The following is a 14,926-nucleotide window of genomic DNA, read 5'->3' on the forward strand; positions in this document are numbered from 1 at the left end:
CGGCCGCGCCGGAAGCCGCAGAGACGGCGGGCGTCTGCGAGCCGCCGAGCATGCCTGCGGAAGCCTTGGCTGCGGTTCCGTCCGCATAGGCTGTGCCCCGGGTCTCCGGTTCCTCATGGCCCGGCTGCTGAGACCGCAGTCCCTGCCCGCTGGCAACGGGAGATGTCTCTTGTCCTGCTTTTGCTCCCGATTCATAGGATGCCGTGCCCGGAACCGCGTAAGCGGCCCCTCCCCCTGCTGCAAGCATGGCAATGGCCGTACCTGTCCAAATGATTCGCCTCAATAGGCTCACTCCTGACTGAATCTTGGTGTATGTAGGACGAATTTCGTCAAATCCTTCCGTATTATAACAGGATAGCGATTGAAGATAATCGGACCTAGGGCGCAAGACATATATACAACGATATCCAGTTATCGAGATATGGAGGCCTTTATTATCCGTGAAAATGGAAGGATAAGGATCGGAACAAAGGCCCAACGGCTCAGTCAGGAAGAATCGGAGGTATTTTCTGGGTCTTTCGAACCGTAATTTTTTGCCGATCGCCGCAGCGCCGAATGATTCCAATAGGGGCGCAATCAGGTATAATGAGGCATAAAGATCGTCGGCGGACCGGATATTCGCCGGCGGGCGCGGCTCAGGCCGCAGGAGAGGAGGAGCATCGATGAACGATTCGAAGGTCATCTCGTTCCGCGGGGTGACCAAGCAGTACGATGACGACGTTCCCGTGCTGAAGGATGTCAGCTTCGACATCGAGCGGGGCAAGTTCTACACGCTGCTGGGGCCGTCAGGCTGCGGCAAGACGACCATTCTCCGGCTGATCGCCGGATTCATGGAGCCGACTTCCGGGGAGATTCTCATGGACGGCAGGAGCATCAACTCGGTCCCGGCCAACAAGCGGCAGGTCAATACGGTCTTTCAGGACTATGCGCTGTTCCCTCATCTCAACGTCTACGACAACGTCGCCTTCGGGCTGCGCATCCGCAAGCTCAAGGGGGCCGAGATCGAACGCAAGGTGAAGGAAGCTCTCCGCTTCGTCAACCTGGAAGGGTACGACAAGCGCGAGATCCGGGAAATGTCCGGCGGCCAGCGGCAGCGCGTGGCGATCGCCCGCGCCATCGTCAACGAGCCGCAGGTGCTGCTGCTCGACGAGCCGCTCGGCGCGCTCGACGCGCTGACCCGGATCGAGATGCAGAGCCTGATCGAGTCGCTTTGGGCCGAATCGGGCTTCACGACGATTCTCGTCACGCATGACGTCAGCGAGGCTGTCGCACTCGCCGACCGGGTGCTGCTGATCGAGGAAGGCCGGATCGCTCTGGATATTTCCATCGAGCTCGCACGGCCCCGGGAAAGGGACAGCGGGTTCGCCTACTACGAAAATCTGATCTTGAACAAGGTGCTTGGCCGCAAGGAGGAGCCGCTTCCCCCTGCCGCGCAGCGCAAGCTCAGCTATTCCATCTGAGATCATCATCATTCATACCCTTGAAAGGCAGGAATCAATAATGTCAACATTGACAGCAGCTCCGGAAAGCATCTGCTCCCCCGATGCGGAACAGCTCATCTCGGAGCTGAGCGCCGAGCTCGCCGCCCTATATCAAGTCGAGGACGGATCGGCAGGCTTCACGCCCGCCGATCTCGACCACCCGAGGGCGGCGCTTGTCGTCGCCCGCATCGGCGGCATCCCCGCCGGATGCGGAGCGCTGCGGCCCCTCGACGAGCATGCGGTCGAGGTCAAGCGGGTCTACACCCGCCCCGTATACCGCCGCCAAGGGGTGGCGCTCGCCATTATGGATGAGCTGGAGAGGCTCGCAGCCGAATTCGGCTACCGCAGCATCAGGCTGCAGACCGGCCCGCTGCAGCCTGAAGCGGTCGCCCTCTATGAACGCTCGGGTTATTACCGCATTCCCCGCTTCCATGGAGAATGGGACGAAGTGATTGCCTTCCAGAAGGATGTCAAGGTCAACCAGGCCGGTTAAACGAGGAGATGCCGCATGAAATTCGCATGGTTCAGCCTGGTCATGAATCTGCCCCACGCAATTACCGGGGAGCAGCTCACGCCCAAGCAGAAATTCGATCAAATCATCCGCCAGGCCGAGCTTGCCGAGACGCTCGGCTTCGAGGCTTACGGGGTCGGGGAAAGGCATGGCGCCCCGTTTCTCAGCTCTTCTCCGGCCGTGCTGCTCGCAGCTATCGCTGGCCGCACCCGCATCATCCGGCTGCTGACGACCGTATCCGTGCTCAGCGTGCTGGATCCCGTCCGCGTCGCCGAGGATTACGCCACAGTCGACCAGCTCAGCGGCGGCAGGCTGGAGCTGATCATCGGCAAGGGCAATGATCCCCGCCATTACCCGCTCTTCGGCGTTCCGCCGGAGGAACAGTGGGAGTCGCTCGCGGAGCGCTACGCGCTGCTGAAGAGGCTTTGGAGCGAGGAGGATGTCGTCTGGACGGGCAAGTATCGTCCGCCGCTGGACGGAGTGACGACACAGCCCCGGCCTTTCGGCGGCACGATTCCGATCTGGCACGGGAGCGCCTCGAGCCCGCTGTCCACGGAGCTTGCCGCCCAGGCCGGCGAGCCGATCTTTTCGTCGAACTCCTTTCATCATCTGCAGAAGTACAAGGATCTCATCGACCACTACCGGGAGCGCCTCGCGCATTACGGCCATCCCCCGGAGAAGGCTGTCGTCGGCGCCGGGGCGGGCAGCCTCTATCTCGCCGCCACGCAGGAAGAAGCCATCCGGCGCTACAAGCCTTATTACGAGCTGTTCAGCGGGACCGATTCCGCCAAGCACAACCAGTCTCCCTTCACCGGCCTCGAAGACAACATCCGGAATGGCCCGATTCTGGTCGGAAGCCCGGACAGCGTCATCGAGAAAATCCTCACCTATCAAAAAGCCTTCGGCAATCAGGTGCTCGGCCTCAGCGTCGACGGCTTGTCGGTGAGCGAGCAGCGCGAGCAGCTGCAATGGTTTGCCGCCGAAGTAGCCCCCATTCTCCGGAGGGAGGCTCCTTCCACGGTGTGGGACACCCGGCCGGCTTCGTCCGCTGCCGGCCCGCTGTCAATTTATTAAAATCCACCTTCGCCGGTTCGAGCAGCCCGCGACGAGGAGGTCCATTCGAGATGTGCGCTTACCCTTTGAGAAAACAATTGCAAGGCATTCCGGCCTTTCTGCCGGCGAAGCCGGCTTCCGAAGCCAATGGACAAGGAAGGCTTCCCGATGTTCGGCTCGCAGCCAACGAGAATACGCTCGGCTTCTCCCCGCTTGCTGCCGCAGCCATACAGGCTGCCGTTTCGCGACTTTACCTGTATCCGGACAGCCAGGCCTCCAGCCTGAGAAGCAAGCTGGCCGCCAAGCTGCGGGTAGATCCAGGCCAGCTCGTATTCGGCAACGGCTCCTTCGAGCTGTTGTCTCTCGCCGCCTATACGTTCCTTGCTCCTGGCGAAGAAGCCCTCCTGCCCTCTCCTTCCTTCGGCTGGTACCGGGTCGCGACATTGGCAGCCGGAGGCATTCCCGTCACGGTGCCGCTGCGAAATCATGCCGTTGATCTCGATGAAATCGCACGAAGGATTTCCCCGTCCACCGGCCTCGTCTGGCTGTGCAATCCCAACAATCCTACCGGCTCTTACTTCACCGATTCGGAGCTCCGGCTCTTCCTCGACCGGGTTCCTCCCCATGTGTTCGTCGTGCTGGACGAAGCCTATCGGGAATTCGCGGAGCAGGAGGATTTTCCGGATACCGCAGCCCTTGTCGAGCGCTGCCCGAACGCGGCCGTTCTCCGGACATTCTCCAAAGCCTACGGACTTGCCGGCCTGCGCATCGGCTATGCAATAGCTGCGGCAGATACGGCGGCGGCACTGAACCGGCTGAGGCTTCCCTCCAATCTGGGCATCCTGGCTGAAGCCGGGGCAGCGGCGAGTCTGGAGGACGAAGCCTTCCTGCAGTCGGTGCTGGACAACAACCGCATCGAAAAACAGCGTTATTACGAGACTTTCCAGCTTCTCGGGCTCTCTTACCTGCCAAGCGAAACGAACTTCGTCATGGTCGATCTCGGCCGCGACAGCGGTCCGGTATTTGAATGGCTGCTGCAGGAGGGCATTCTCGTACGGCCCGGACGCGACTTCGATATGCCGACCTGGCTGAGGATTACGATCGGGCGGCCGGAGGAGAACCGGGCGGTGCTGGCGAAGCTGGAGAAGGCGCTTCAGCCATCCGCGCCTTAAAGGCCGGCTGTCGCGAGCATGCGCAAAACAGCTCCCGGAGACGCTGATCCAGCGGCTCTCGGGAGCTTTTTCCATGATTTATTCGATGCTTTTCAACGATTCGATCATATTGATTCGGGCTACCTTTCTCCGAAGCAGCAAGCTGGAGAGAGTAGTGAGCAAGAAGGCGAGGAAGGCGGATACCAGCATGACAACCCGATTGAGTTGGTCCGGGATTTGCTGATGGGTGCTCGACAGCGCCTCTATGATGATGGAATACATGTAGCCGCTGATCGGCAGCGCTATCATGACCGCAAAGGTGGTGAGTATCATGTTCTCGGAGAAGATAAGCCGGTTTATATTCCTCTTTTGATAACCCAATACCTTCAGAGTAGCCAGCTCGCGATTCCGTTCGTAAATGTTGATGGAGGATATCGTGTAGATGGCGCCAAACGAAAGAATGACGGCGCTGATGATAAACAGGATGAAAATAAAGCTGTTTTGCTTCAGGATAAATTGTGCCGATTCCTTCAAATCATCCTTGTCCGCGATTGTATCGACCTGACGGTCTTGTTCGAAGAACTGCCGGACGCCAGCCAAATCTGCGGCGCTGCCGGCTTTGACCAGCATGGAGGTTGGGTTGTAGTCGATGCCAAAGCTCTTGAGATACGCTATCGAGCAAAAGAACGACGGATTCGAATACTGATTGGATATTTGCACAACCTTCATATCGACCGTTTTATTCGCAAGCGACGGATCGGTGAATTGAATCCGGATCGTATCCCCTATCGCGACCTTATAGTGATCCGCATACGATTTGGGTACGAGCACGCCGCTGTCCACAAGCCTCATCGGACGGTCGTTCTCGTCGAAAAATTGAATAAGAGCGTTGTCCTTCTCCGTAACGGTCAACGTGGCGTTCTCATGATCATCGCCTTTGACGAATTTCACGGGAAAGGCGGACAGATCATAGCTGCTTTCAATTCCGGTCGGCATCTCCGCCTTCTTTAACTCTGCTCCCCTCTTGTATTCGACCTTCAGATCATAGGCATTCACCTCTTCGATCTGGTCCGCCACCCTTTGCAAGGACGTTTGAGTCCCGAAAGCAGTGATCAACAACACCGTGCTCACCACAACGCCGGCAGAGCTCGCAATCGCCTTCTGCTTATGGAGAAAGATGTTTCTCAAAATGAGCTTGTTGCTGTACGAAATGCGTCTCCAGATTACCGGAAGCCGTTCAATGAGCAGCTTCTTCATCTTCTTCGGCGGTTTAGGCCTCATCGCCTGCGCTGCGTGTTCCCGCAGAATGCCTATGCCGCTCAAGTAACAAGCCAGCATGCCGAATGCGCTCGAGAAAAGGATAGGAAGAATGACCGAGAAGGAGGATAGGGAGAACTCAATGCTCGGCAGCGAGTAGGATCTGGCGTTCGACGCCTCGATCATGGGAATGAATAGGATCGCCGCAGCGGCGCAGCCGAGAATGGAGCCTATGATGCCGACGAGCACCGGGAACCCCATGTAATGGAGCATGATGCTGCTGTTCTTCACTCCCAACGCCTTCATAATGCCTACTTGGTTCCTTTGCGAATCAATGATTCGGGACATCGCGAGGAAGAGGATGATGGCTTCGATGATAAAGAAAACCAGGGGAATGACCTTGCTCATCAATTTGTTGTTGTGGACGGTTTGTTGGACCTGCGAATAATTGAATGTCCGTTCTTTGCTTATTTGGCTTACATAAGAAAGCTTTTGGGAATGAGCTTCAACGTTCTGGCCCAACCGGTCGATGCCGTACCCTTCTTCCGCATCGATCAAAACTTCATTATAGTAAAGGCTTCCGGCGATTCGGGGAACTCCAGCTTCGGCCACATAGGCGAATCCGGCCGTTTTATGGTCCTGGGTTTCGTTTTTTTTTGGCATATTCCACATTTTCGCCCAGGCCGCTGATGGTGAATGCCATTTCCTCGTCATCGACGCTTACCTGTAGTTGATCCCCGACTCTGAATTGATGTTCCCTGGCATAATGGGAATCAAGCAGGATCTGATTCTTGCTGGACGGAATGCTGCCTTCGATCATCGTAGGCGTATTTATGCTGTTGCTGGCCGGAATCGAATGGATTTTCAAGGTCGCTTTCGTAGTGCCAAAAGTTTGCGCCGCATCGAAGCTGTAGCGTCCTTCGACCTTTTTTACCCCTTCGATTTCACCCAGCTCCGACATGTCCTGCTTGGAAATGTGGTCGTAGTAAACGTTCAAGTCGCTTAGATTATGCGCATGGAAGTATTCCTTCGTATAAGCGCTGAGATGATCGCTTAGCGCAACCAGCCCCGTGTAGAAAAAAGCGCCTATGGCAATAACCAGCACAAAGGCAAGAAATTGGCCGATCGATTGCTTGATATCCCTTAATAATTTTTTGAATAAGTTCATTACCACTCAATCCCTTCAACGCTTTGCTTGTGCTCGTTGACCGTTACGCTTTCGATTTTTCCGCTTTTTACCGTAATGACTTTATCCGCCATCGGCGCAATCGCGGAGTTGTGCGTGACCAGCACAATACATTTTTTCGTTTCCGTGTTCAAATCCTGAAGAAGCTTCAAAACGGACTTGCCGGTCACATAATCCAACGCGCCAGTGGGCTCATCGCAGAGCAACAGCAAAGGGTTCTTGGCAACGGCGCGCGCAATGGCCACTCGCTGCTGTTCTCCTCCGGAGAGCTGGGACGGGAAATTTTTCATCCGGTTCTTCAACCCCACTTTCGTTAAGATCTCGTTGGCGTCCAGATGGTTTTTACATACTTCCGCGGCGAATTCAACGTTTTCCACAGCATTCAGATTGGGGATCAAGTTATAGAATTGAAAGACAAACCCTACCTTTTCGGCGCGATATCCCGTAAGCTCCTTCTCATTGAAGCCGGTAATATCCTTGCTGCCGACAGTCACCTTGCCCGAGGTAGCCGTATCCATGCCGCCAAGTATATTCAGAATCGTGCTTTTGCCGGCGCCGCTTGCACCCAGAACAACGACGAATTCGCCCTCGTTGATGGAAAAGTCGACGCCGTTCAGCGCCTTGATCGGCACTTCGCCTATTTTGTATTCTTTCGTTACGTTTTCAAATTCGATTAATGTTTTCACCGTTTCTATCTCCCCGTAATCGATTTGCCCTGCTTTTTGGTGCGCTCCCATTGGCAAATGCCCTTCAAAGTGTGTTAGTATGTTACTCATGTAGCACACTATAATTCGAACGCTATCCATTGTCAATAACTGGACCTCATGTAAAAAAATCGCCCTGCTCCCTGCAGGACGATGGGATATTGACAAATTTTCGCATCTACGTTATGGTTTCCTGCTAGATATGCAACAAACTACGATGCTGAGTGGTGAAGCAATGAACGTCACTTTCGACGAAAAGCAGCCCATTTTCCAACAAGTCGCGGATATCATCGAGGACGATATTCTCAACGGAACTTACCGGGAGGACGAGCAGATTCTTTCCGTTGCTCAGTTTTCCCAGCTGTTCCAAATCAATCCGGCGACCGTTGTGAAGGGGATCGGCCTGCTCGTGAATGAAGGTATTTTGTATAAAAAAAGAGGGCTTGGCATGTATGTCTCCTCTGATGCCAAGCTGAAGATTCAGAAGCAGCGAAGAAATCGTTTCTACAAGGAGCTGCTGTCCAATCTCATCTCTGAAGCCGACAAGCTCGAGCTGGCAACCGAGGATATCATCGAGATGATCAAACAGCTGAGGAAGGAATGAAATCATTGTGAGCATCGTGCTGAGCTGCGAGAAATTAACCAAAACATATGGCCGAACCTACGCCTTGCGGGATCTGGATCTACAGCTGGAGGAAAACGTTATTTACGGTCTGCTCGGACGAAACGGCGCTGGCAAAACGACCTTGCTCAACCTCATAGCAGGCGGACTGTTCGCTACCGATGGCACCATTGAGGCAAGAGGAAAAAAGCTGGGCAAAGGAGCGATTCCGGAGGATTGCTGTTATGTGCGTGAGAATAGCAAGCTGTTTGGAGGAGCTCGATTGATGGAGATTTTGCAGTTTGCTGCAACTTTTCATCCTCATTGGGACTGGGCGTTCGCTCATAAGCTGCTTCAGACGTTTCGGCTCGATCCCGACAAAAAAATCAAGCAGCTGTCCAGAGGCGCGGAATCGCTCGTAGGAAACATCATCGGTCTGTCCAGCCGATCGGCGTTGACCCTATTCGACGAACCGGTGCTTGGACTTGATGTGCTGATGCGCGAAAGGTTTTACAAGGAGCTGCTCGAGGATTACGCCAATCATCCCCGTACGATTTTGCTTTCTACGCATTTTTTGGACGAAATCGCCCCGATTGCAGAGCGAGTTTACATCCTGGACGAGGGCTCTCTCCTGCTTCATGAAGAGATGAATCAGATAAGCATGGCAGCTTATTTGATTCGAGGCCATTCGGATGCCGTGGCTGCGTTTACGGAAGGGAAGCGGGTATTGCATACCGAATCCTACGGCCACGGGAAGCTGGCCGCCATTTTCGAAAAGCTGGATGATGGGGACAGGCTGCAGGCGCGTCAACTAGACATTGCCCTGGAACAATTGACGCTTCAAAAGTTTTTCTCGTACTTGATCGAAGGAGGTCGCTGAATTGGGTTCATTGGCTGTTCATCTAAAGGCGACTTATTTGCAAGCGAGGATATGCATCTGGATGGTCGTTGTTTTCATCCTCCTTGGCAGGCTGGCGGGATACCGGCTGGACCAGCGCAGGGACTTGCGCTGATGGAGCAGGCCGGCATCGCCGCATCGGGACCTTACTTCGCCATGATCCGCATCCGCGCGGATTTAGGCGGAGGGAATTATTCCGCCAGGGACAAGGACTTGCTCGCCTACGCGATGATGAATATTTCCTGCGAGCTGCTGGAGCAGGAATGGGAGCCGATTCCCTGCCTGCTCCCCGGCTGGGAGGTCGGCGCCTTGATCGGCTGGAGCGAGGCCAAGTATGAGGACACGACGGTAAGCAAGGTGAACCAGCTCGACATGATCGGCCGCAGCCTGCACCATAATCTCGACAGCTACCTCCATCTGCCGGTCACGCTCGGCATCAGCCAGATCGCCCGGGGAGCCGAATTCCTGTCGATGCTCAGCGACCAGGCGGCGCGCGCGCTGGACTGGAGCGGCAAGCATCCGGACCAGAAGGTGTTCTATTACGGCGACTTCAGCTGGAGCGGCCCGCAGCAGGAGGCCAGCGACGAGGAGCTGTCCGCGCAGAGCAATCTGATCGTGGAGCGCTCCAAGCGCTATATCGAGGAGCACTACGCGCAAAAAGGGCTGACCTTGCACGAGGTCTCGCAGCGCAACCACGTCAGTCCCAATTACCTCAGCTACCTGTTCAAGAAAATAACCGGGAACAACCTGTGGGAATACGTCATCAAGCTGCGCATGGAAGAGGGGCGCCGGCTGCTCATGACGACCGACCTGAGGCGCTACGAGGTCGCGGAGCGCGTCGGTTATGAATCACCCGAGCATTTCAGCAAAATCTTCAAAAAGTACTACGGGCACAGCCCGAGCGAGTTGAAAAAATAGAAGTAAGATTCGCTACGATATGCATAGATACGCACATGTTCTCCCTTTCTCCTGGAATCTAAAATGAATAGATAAAGATAAGAAACAGGAGAAAGCGGGGAAAAACATGAGTCAAGACATCGTTGCGGCCACCGGGCCGCAGGCGCAGGCGGGCAGGGGCAAAGCCCGGACCCTGCTTCGCAAATACGGGTGGGGCCTGGCGTTCCTATTGCCTGCGGCCGCCATCTTCATCCTCTTTTTGTGGCTGCCGATCATCAAGGGATTCTTCTACAGCTTCTACCATATCGACTTCGTCAACGGCGACGAATTCGTCGGATTGGACAATTATCGGACGGTCTTCAGCGATCCCGACGTCTGGACCGCCGTCAAAAATACGCTCTATTATATGGCGCTATGCCTCGTTATGGGCTTCTGGGTCCCGATCGTATTCGCCATCGGAATTTCCGAGATCAAGCGGCTCCAGGGCGTGTTCCGCGTCGCGGCCTACCTGCCGAACGTCATCCCGGTCGTCGTCCTGTACGGGCTCTGGAGATGGATGTACGATCCTGTCGGACCGATCAACGCCGGCATCACGAGCCTGTTCGGAGGAGAGGGCGTCAGCTTCCTGACCGATACGAAGTGGTCGATGATCTCCCTCGTCTTCATGGAGACGTGGCAGCAATTCGGCTCCGCCATGCTCCTGTATCTGGCGGCCGTGCTCAGCATCCCGCGGGACTGGTACGAGGCGGCGGAGATCGACGGAGCGGGCATCTGGCAGAGGATCTGGCATATTACGCTGCCTTCCCTGCGCAGCCTGATCCTGCTCATGCTCGTGCTGCAGATCATCGGCACCTCGCAGGCTTACCAGTCGCAGCTGGCGATTCTGGACGGCGGTCCGGTCAAGGCTACGCTGACCTACGCGCTGCTTATCGTCAAGTATGCGACCACTCGTCTCGATATGGGTGTCGCTTCCGCGATGGGCGTGCTCATGTTCATCGTTCTTGGCGCTCTGGCGATCGTTCAATACCGCCTGGACCGGAAAGGGGACCGATAACATGAGCAGCATGGACAGAGGCATTCTTTCGGAATTCGATCTCAAGCGCAAAGGAACCCGCGCGGGGTATATCATCATGCTCGTCGTCATTTTCCTGATGGCGGCATCCATGGTGTATCCGGTTCTTACAACGGCTTTCAACGGACTCAAGGACAACGCGGAGGTCAATTCGTTCCCGCCGCATTTCCTGCCGCAGACATGGGAATGGGGCAACTTCGACGAGGCGTGGAATTACATCGCGCTTCCGACCTTCCTTCGCAATACGCTGCTCATATTCGGCGGCAACATGATCGTATCGGTGCTGGTGCTCGGAACGGCTTCCTTCAGCCTCTCGCGCCTCCATGTGCCGAAGCGCCGCAGCATCGAGATGTTCTTCATGATCACGCTTTTCATTCCGCCGACGACCTATCTGATTCCGAACTTCCTCAACCTGAAGGATCTCGGTCTTCTGGATTCGTTCTTCGCCTTCTGGCTGCCGGCCGGCGCCAACGCGTTCTTCCTGCTGCTGCTCAAAAATTTCTTCGACGGAATCAGCATGGAAATCTTCGAGGCGGCAAGAATCGACGGAGCTTCCGAGCTCAGCTGCTTCATCCGCATCGCCGTGCCGCTGTCGCTGCCGATCTTCGCGACGCTGGCCATCTTCGTCTTCTCGACCGCATGGAACGACTGGTTCTGGCCGTCGCTCATCATGCACAAGGACAGCCATTATCCGCTGTCGACGGCGATCTACAAATACGTCATCCAGGCGAAAATGCTCAACCTCAACATCAAATTCGCCATTCTGACGCTCGTCATGCTGCCTCCGATCGCCGTCTTCCTCGTCTTCCAGAGGTTCATCATCCGAGGCCTGCATCTGGGCGGAGTGAAAGGCTGACTTCATCGTAACGACACACATAATGACCATAGAATCGCACATCGTACAATGAATACGCATCCATTATGATGGTTTTGCAAGCTATTCCAGATGAACGCCATTTTATCCATGTTCAAGAAAAGGGGAGTTACACGTGCGCAAATCGACAGCGATCCTGAGCTGCCTGGTGGCGACCAGCGTTCTGCTGGGAGCCTGCGGCAACGGCAACAACGGCAACAGCGGCAGCGGCAACGCGAATACCGGGGGAGCTTCGAGCCCGTCGCCGGCAGTGAGCGAGCCGGCCAACAACACCGCCTCCAATGACGGAGCGGCCGCTCCGGCCGAGGAAGACATCAAGAACAAGAAAATCACGATCAGCATCTATTATCCGCTTCCTGACCAGACGGAGAAGCGCAAATCCGAGGACGACAAGATCGCCCGCTTCCAGAAGGAATACCCGAACGTCACGATCGTCAAATCGGACTGGCATTACAATGTCGACGAAATCGGCGTGAAGATGGCGGCCAACGAAGCTCCGACGTTCTTCAACACGTTCGCGACGGAAGCCGGCTTCCTCGTGCAGCGCGGCTGGGCGGCGGACATCACGGATCTGTGGAACAAATACCCGTTCAAGGACGACATCAATCCGACGCTGCAGAACCAGTTCGTCAAGGACGGCAAAGTATTCGGCATCGTCCAGAACGGGTATTCGACCTCGACCGTCGTCAACAAAAAGCTGCTTGAGGCCAAAAGCGTAGCGGTCCCGTCCTACGACTGGACTTGGGACGACATGCTGAATACGGCCAAAGCGGTCGCCGATCCGAAAAAAGGCGTCGCCGGCATCGCTCCGATGGGCAAAGGCAACGAGTCGGGCTGGAACTGGACCAACTTCCTGTTCGAAGCAGGCGGCCAGATCCAGACGACGGACGGCGGCAAGGTAACGGCTGCCTTCAACTCCGACGCAGCCGTCAAAGCGCTGCAGTTCTACCAGAAGCTGCGCTGGGAAGCCAACGCCATTCCGAAGGACTGGGCGCTCGGCTGGGGAGACGCGGTCGGCGCGTTCGCTCAAGGGCGTACGGCCATGGTCATCGCCGGTGCGGAAGGCGTGCTGGATCAAGCGCTCAACCAAGGCGGCATGAAGCCTGAGGACGTCGCCACCTACCCGATGCCTGCGGCTGAAGCCGGCGGCAAGCATTCCGGCATTCTGGGCGGCGACTATCTCGTCATCAACCCGAACGCCTCGAAGGATGAGCAGGAGATGGCGTTCCGCTACATCACGTTCGACTACTTCTCCGACAGCTACCTGAGCGCGGTCGAAAAGGATATCCAGGCCCGCCAAGCGGACAAAAAGTACTATATCCCGCCGCAAATGAGCTACTACAAAGAGGATTCGGAATACGGCAAGAAGCTTCAAGCGATCTACGACAAGTACACCAACGTGTACAAGTACGATCCCGAATCCAACAAGCTGCTCGACGGCAACCCGGAAGCCCAGTACAACACGCAGGAATACTACGCCGAGATGACCAACATCATCCAGGAAGTATTCTCCAAGAAGGATGTCGACTTCAAAGCCAAGCTGGATGCGGCTGCCAAGACGATGCAATCCAAGTACTACGACGCGATCAAAGTCCAATAATGCTTTCCACTTTAATGTAGAAAGAAGCCGGATCTGCCAAGCGCAGATCCGGCTTTTTCCTGTCGGGCCGGGCCGGGCGCAGCAGCCTGCAGCGCTCTTTGAGATCAAAGGGACATGAACATGAAATCTTCATTTGCGACTTTCTAAAGATAACCATATACTAAATAAAAATCTTTAGAAAAAGACGACAAAGGAAGAGGGTTTTGCCATGATTACTCATTATGCGAATGTGCAGCTTCATACGGTGTCTCTGGAGGGCGTCAGGCAGTTCTACGGGGAGCTTCTGCAGCTTCCGGTCGTCTACCGGTCGGACAGCGAGATCCGTTTCCTGGTCGCCGATCGAAGCATCCTTTCCTTTGTGGAGACGTTCGAGCCGATCTCACCCGCCCATCTTGCTTTCGCGATTCCCTATTCCCGGTTCGAACGGGTAGTCGAATGGGCCGAATCCCGGCAGCTGACCTTTTTGAAATGGGAGGATGGCCGCGCCATCGATGATTACGAGACGGGCAAGAACATCTACTTCCGCGACGGCGACGGCCATCTGCTGGAAATCATCACCGACAGGGAAGGGGATGCAGGCTCTGCGAGCCCTTTTTCGGCGGATTTTCCGGTTCTTTTCATCCGGGAGGTCGGATTTCCGGTCGAATCCGTCCCGGAGTTCAGGCAGAAGCTGGTGCATCTCCTGGGCTTCGAGCTGCGAGGGGAGCCTACCGACACGTTCACCTTCGCGGTCGGCGGGACCGCCTACGCGGTCGTCGTCTCGAAGAAGCGCCGCTGGATTCCGATCGGCATGATCGCGCTTCCTCCGCGTGTGGGCGTGACGCTCGGCTTCAACCGCGCCGCCGACTGGAGCGAGATCACTTCCAGGCTGTACGCCTCCGGTGTTCCTTACGAGGAGAACGGAGAGGGCGGTGGAAGCTTCACGCTGGAAGGCTACAGGTTCCATCTGGTTTATGAGGCAGAGAAGCAGGGATAGGGAGGCTTGTCTTGGGACCGTTAAGCGGAAAACAGGCTTCAATTCGTCCATAATAAGACGCCCATCAGTCAGTAGCCGGGCAGGAGGGGATGGCAGTCTCCTCTTTTTTGTCGTCCAGGCAGCAACAGATTGCTTCCAGATATCGTCAAGTAAAGGATAGAGATGATCTGCCGGAGGTGCTTCTATTGATTGCCCAAGTGGCCGCCGTATCCCTCTTCACGATGCTGATCCATATGGCAGAAACGCTGACCTATTCGCTAAGGCTCGCTGGAGTAAGGCTGCGCAAGCTGGCCGTCGCCATGTCGCTATCCGGCATCGTGCTGCTGATTTCCCGCACCTCCAACATGATCCAGGCGCCGATGACCGGCAAGATCATCGACGGGGCGCGGCTTCATCCTGACTTCCATCTGGCCGGCCAGATGAGATTCATTCTGGCGGCGGCGACGGCCGGGACGCTGCTGGCCATCGTGCTGTTCCCCACCGCGGTAAGGCTGTCCGCGCGCCTGATCGCCCATATGGAGCAGGCTGGCTCCATTCCCCGSCTGAMYGCCACGATCGTGAAGATGAACTTCCGGCTGTTGGCTTTGAAGCCGATTGGCAAACCGTTTGCTCCGCGAACGACGGTCACGTACTCATGAGCCTTGAAATAACCGAGAAGGATGATG

Annotated in this window: 14 protein-coding genes and 2 pseudogenes; 13 read left to right on the plus strand and 3 right to left on the minus strand. The window is 56.0% G+C overall.

Annotated features, from left to right (window positions below):
* Positions 1–283 (minus strand): hypothetical protein (locus BN871_RS21725; RefSeq protein WP_048748770.1); only part of this gene is annotated, 283 nt, incomplete at its 3' end.
* Between the two features lie 379 nt (positions 284–662).
* Between BN871_RS21725 and BN871_RS21730 the strand changes: the two are divergent.
* The 4 genes and pseudogenes from BN871_RS21730 to hisC all read left to right on the plus strand — a co-directional run.
* Positions 663–1,310 (plus strand): annotated as a pseudogene (locus tag BN871_RS21730) (ABC transporter ATP-binding protein); the annotation flags it as partial.
* Positions 1,311–1,500: 190 nt separating this feature from the next.
* A complete protein-coding gene (locus tag BN871_RS21735) occupies positions 1,501–1,974 on the plus strand; it encodes a GNAT family N-acetyltransferase (protein WP_048748772.1) in 474 nt (157 codons plus the stop codon).
* A gap of 15 nt (positions 1,975–1,989) precedes the next feature.
* Positions 1,990–3,066: an LLM class flavin-dependent oxidoreductase gene (locus BN871_RS21740; RefSeq protein ID WP_021877808.1), complete on the plus strand. Its 1,077-nt coding sequence runs from the start codon at positions 1,990–1,992 to the stop codon at positions 3,064–3,066.
* A gap of 50 nt (positions 3,067–3,116) precedes the next feature.
* Entirely contained in the window at positions 3,117–4,217 is a 1,101-nt protein-coding gene (hisC, locus tag BN871_RS21745) for a histidinol-phosphate transaminase (protein WP_048748773.1), read from the plus strand.
* Between the two features lie 78 nt (positions 4,218–4,295).
* On the opposite strand, the pseudogene BN871_RS21750 reads toward hisC, so the two are convergent.
* Together BN871_RS21750 and BN871_RS21755 are read right to left on the minus strand one after the other, a co-directional pair.
* A pseudogene (locus tag BN871_RS21750) lies at positions 4,296–6,621 on the minus strand (ABC transporter permease).
* Positions 6,621–7,325, minus strand: a complete 705-nt coding sequence (locus tag BN871_RS21755) for an ABC transporter ATP-binding protein (RefSeq protein WP_048748788.1) — start codon at positions 7,323–7,325, stop codon at positions 6,621–6,623. Before BN871_RS21755 ends, BN871_RS21750 begins: the two are co-directional and overlap by 1 nt.
* A gap of 253 nt (positions 7,326–7,578) precedes the next feature.
* Here BN871_RS21755 and BN871_RS21760 point away from each other — a divergent pair, with 253 nt between their 5' ends.
* From BN871_RS21760 to BN871_RS21795, 9 genes are all read left to right on the plus strand, one after another.
* Positions 7,579–7,947 carry a GntR family transcriptional regulator gene (locus tag BN871_RS21760; RefSeq protein WP_021877812.1) on the plus strand — a complete coding sequence of 123 codons (369 nt, stop codon included), beginning with the start codon at positions 7,579–7,581 and terminating at the stop codon, positions 7,945–7,947.
* A gap of 7 nt (positions 7,948–7,954) precedes the next feature.
* Positions 7,955–8,824 carry an ATP-binding cassette domain-containing protein gene (locus BN871_RS21765; RefSeq protein ID WP_048748777.1) on the plus strand — a complete coding sequence of 290 codons (870 nt, stop codon included), beginning with the start codon at positions 7,955–7,957 and terminating at the stop codon, positions 8,822–8,824.
* A gap of 1 nt (position 8,825) precedes the next feature.
* Complete coding sequence (locus tag BN871_RS29770) at positions 8,826–8,957, plus strand: hypothetical protein (RefSeq protein ID WP_269745449.1); 132 nt, start codon at positions 8,826–8,828, stop codon at positions 8,955–8,957.
* Complete coding sequence (locus BN871_RS21770) at positions 8,957–9,760, plus strand: AraC family transcriptional regulator (protein ID WP_053087029.1); 804 nt, start codon at positions 8,957–8,959, stop codon at positions 9,758–9,760. The genes BN871_RS29770 and BN871_RS21770 overlap by 1 nt, the downstream gene beginning before the upstream one ends.
* A 106-nt stretch (positions 9,761–9,866) precedes the next feature.
* Positions 9,867–10,793, plus strand: coding sequence for a carbohydrate ABC transporter permease (locus BN871_RS21775; RefSeq protein WP_048748780.1), 927 nt, complete (start codon positions 9,867–9,869; stop codon positions 10,791–10,793).
* Between the two features lies 1 nt (position 10,794).
* Entirely contained in the window at positions 10,795–11,667 is an 873-nt protein-coding gene (locus BN871_RS21780) for a carbohydrate ABC transporter permease (RefSeq protein ID WP_048748782.1), read from the plus strand.
* A 133-nt stretch (positions 11,668–11,800) separates the two neighbouring features.
* The gene (locus tag BN871_RS21785) at positions 11,801–13,285 is read left to right on the plus strand and encodes an ABC transporter substrate-binding protein (RefSeq protein WP_021877886.1); all 1,485 of its coding nucleotides are present in this window, start codon (positions 11,801–11,803) and stop codon (positions 13,283–13,285) included.
* A 208-nt stretch (positions 13,286–13,493) separates the two neighbouring features.
* Positions 13,494–14,261 carry a VOC family protein gene (locus BN871_RS21790; RefSeq protein WP_048748784.1) on the plus strand — a complete coding sequence of 256 codons (768 nt, stop codon included), beginning with the start codon at positions 13,494–13,496 and terminating at the stop codon, positions 14,259–14,261.
* A 185-nt stretch (positions 14,262–14,446) separates the two neighbouring features.
* Positions 14,447–14,899: a lipid II flippase family protein gene (locus tag BN871_RS21795; RefSeq protein ID WP_053087030.1), complete on the plus strand. Its 453-nt coding sequence runs from the start codon at positions 14,447–14,449 to the stop codon at positions 14,897–14,899.
* The last annotated feature ends 27 nt before the right edge of the window (positions 14,900–14,926 follow it).

It is taken from the genome of Paenibacillus sp. P22, assembly GCF_000469945.2.
Classification (GTDB): Bacteria; Bacillota; Bacilli; order Paenibacillales; family Paenibacillaceae; genus Paenibacillus_O; species Paenibacillus_O humicus.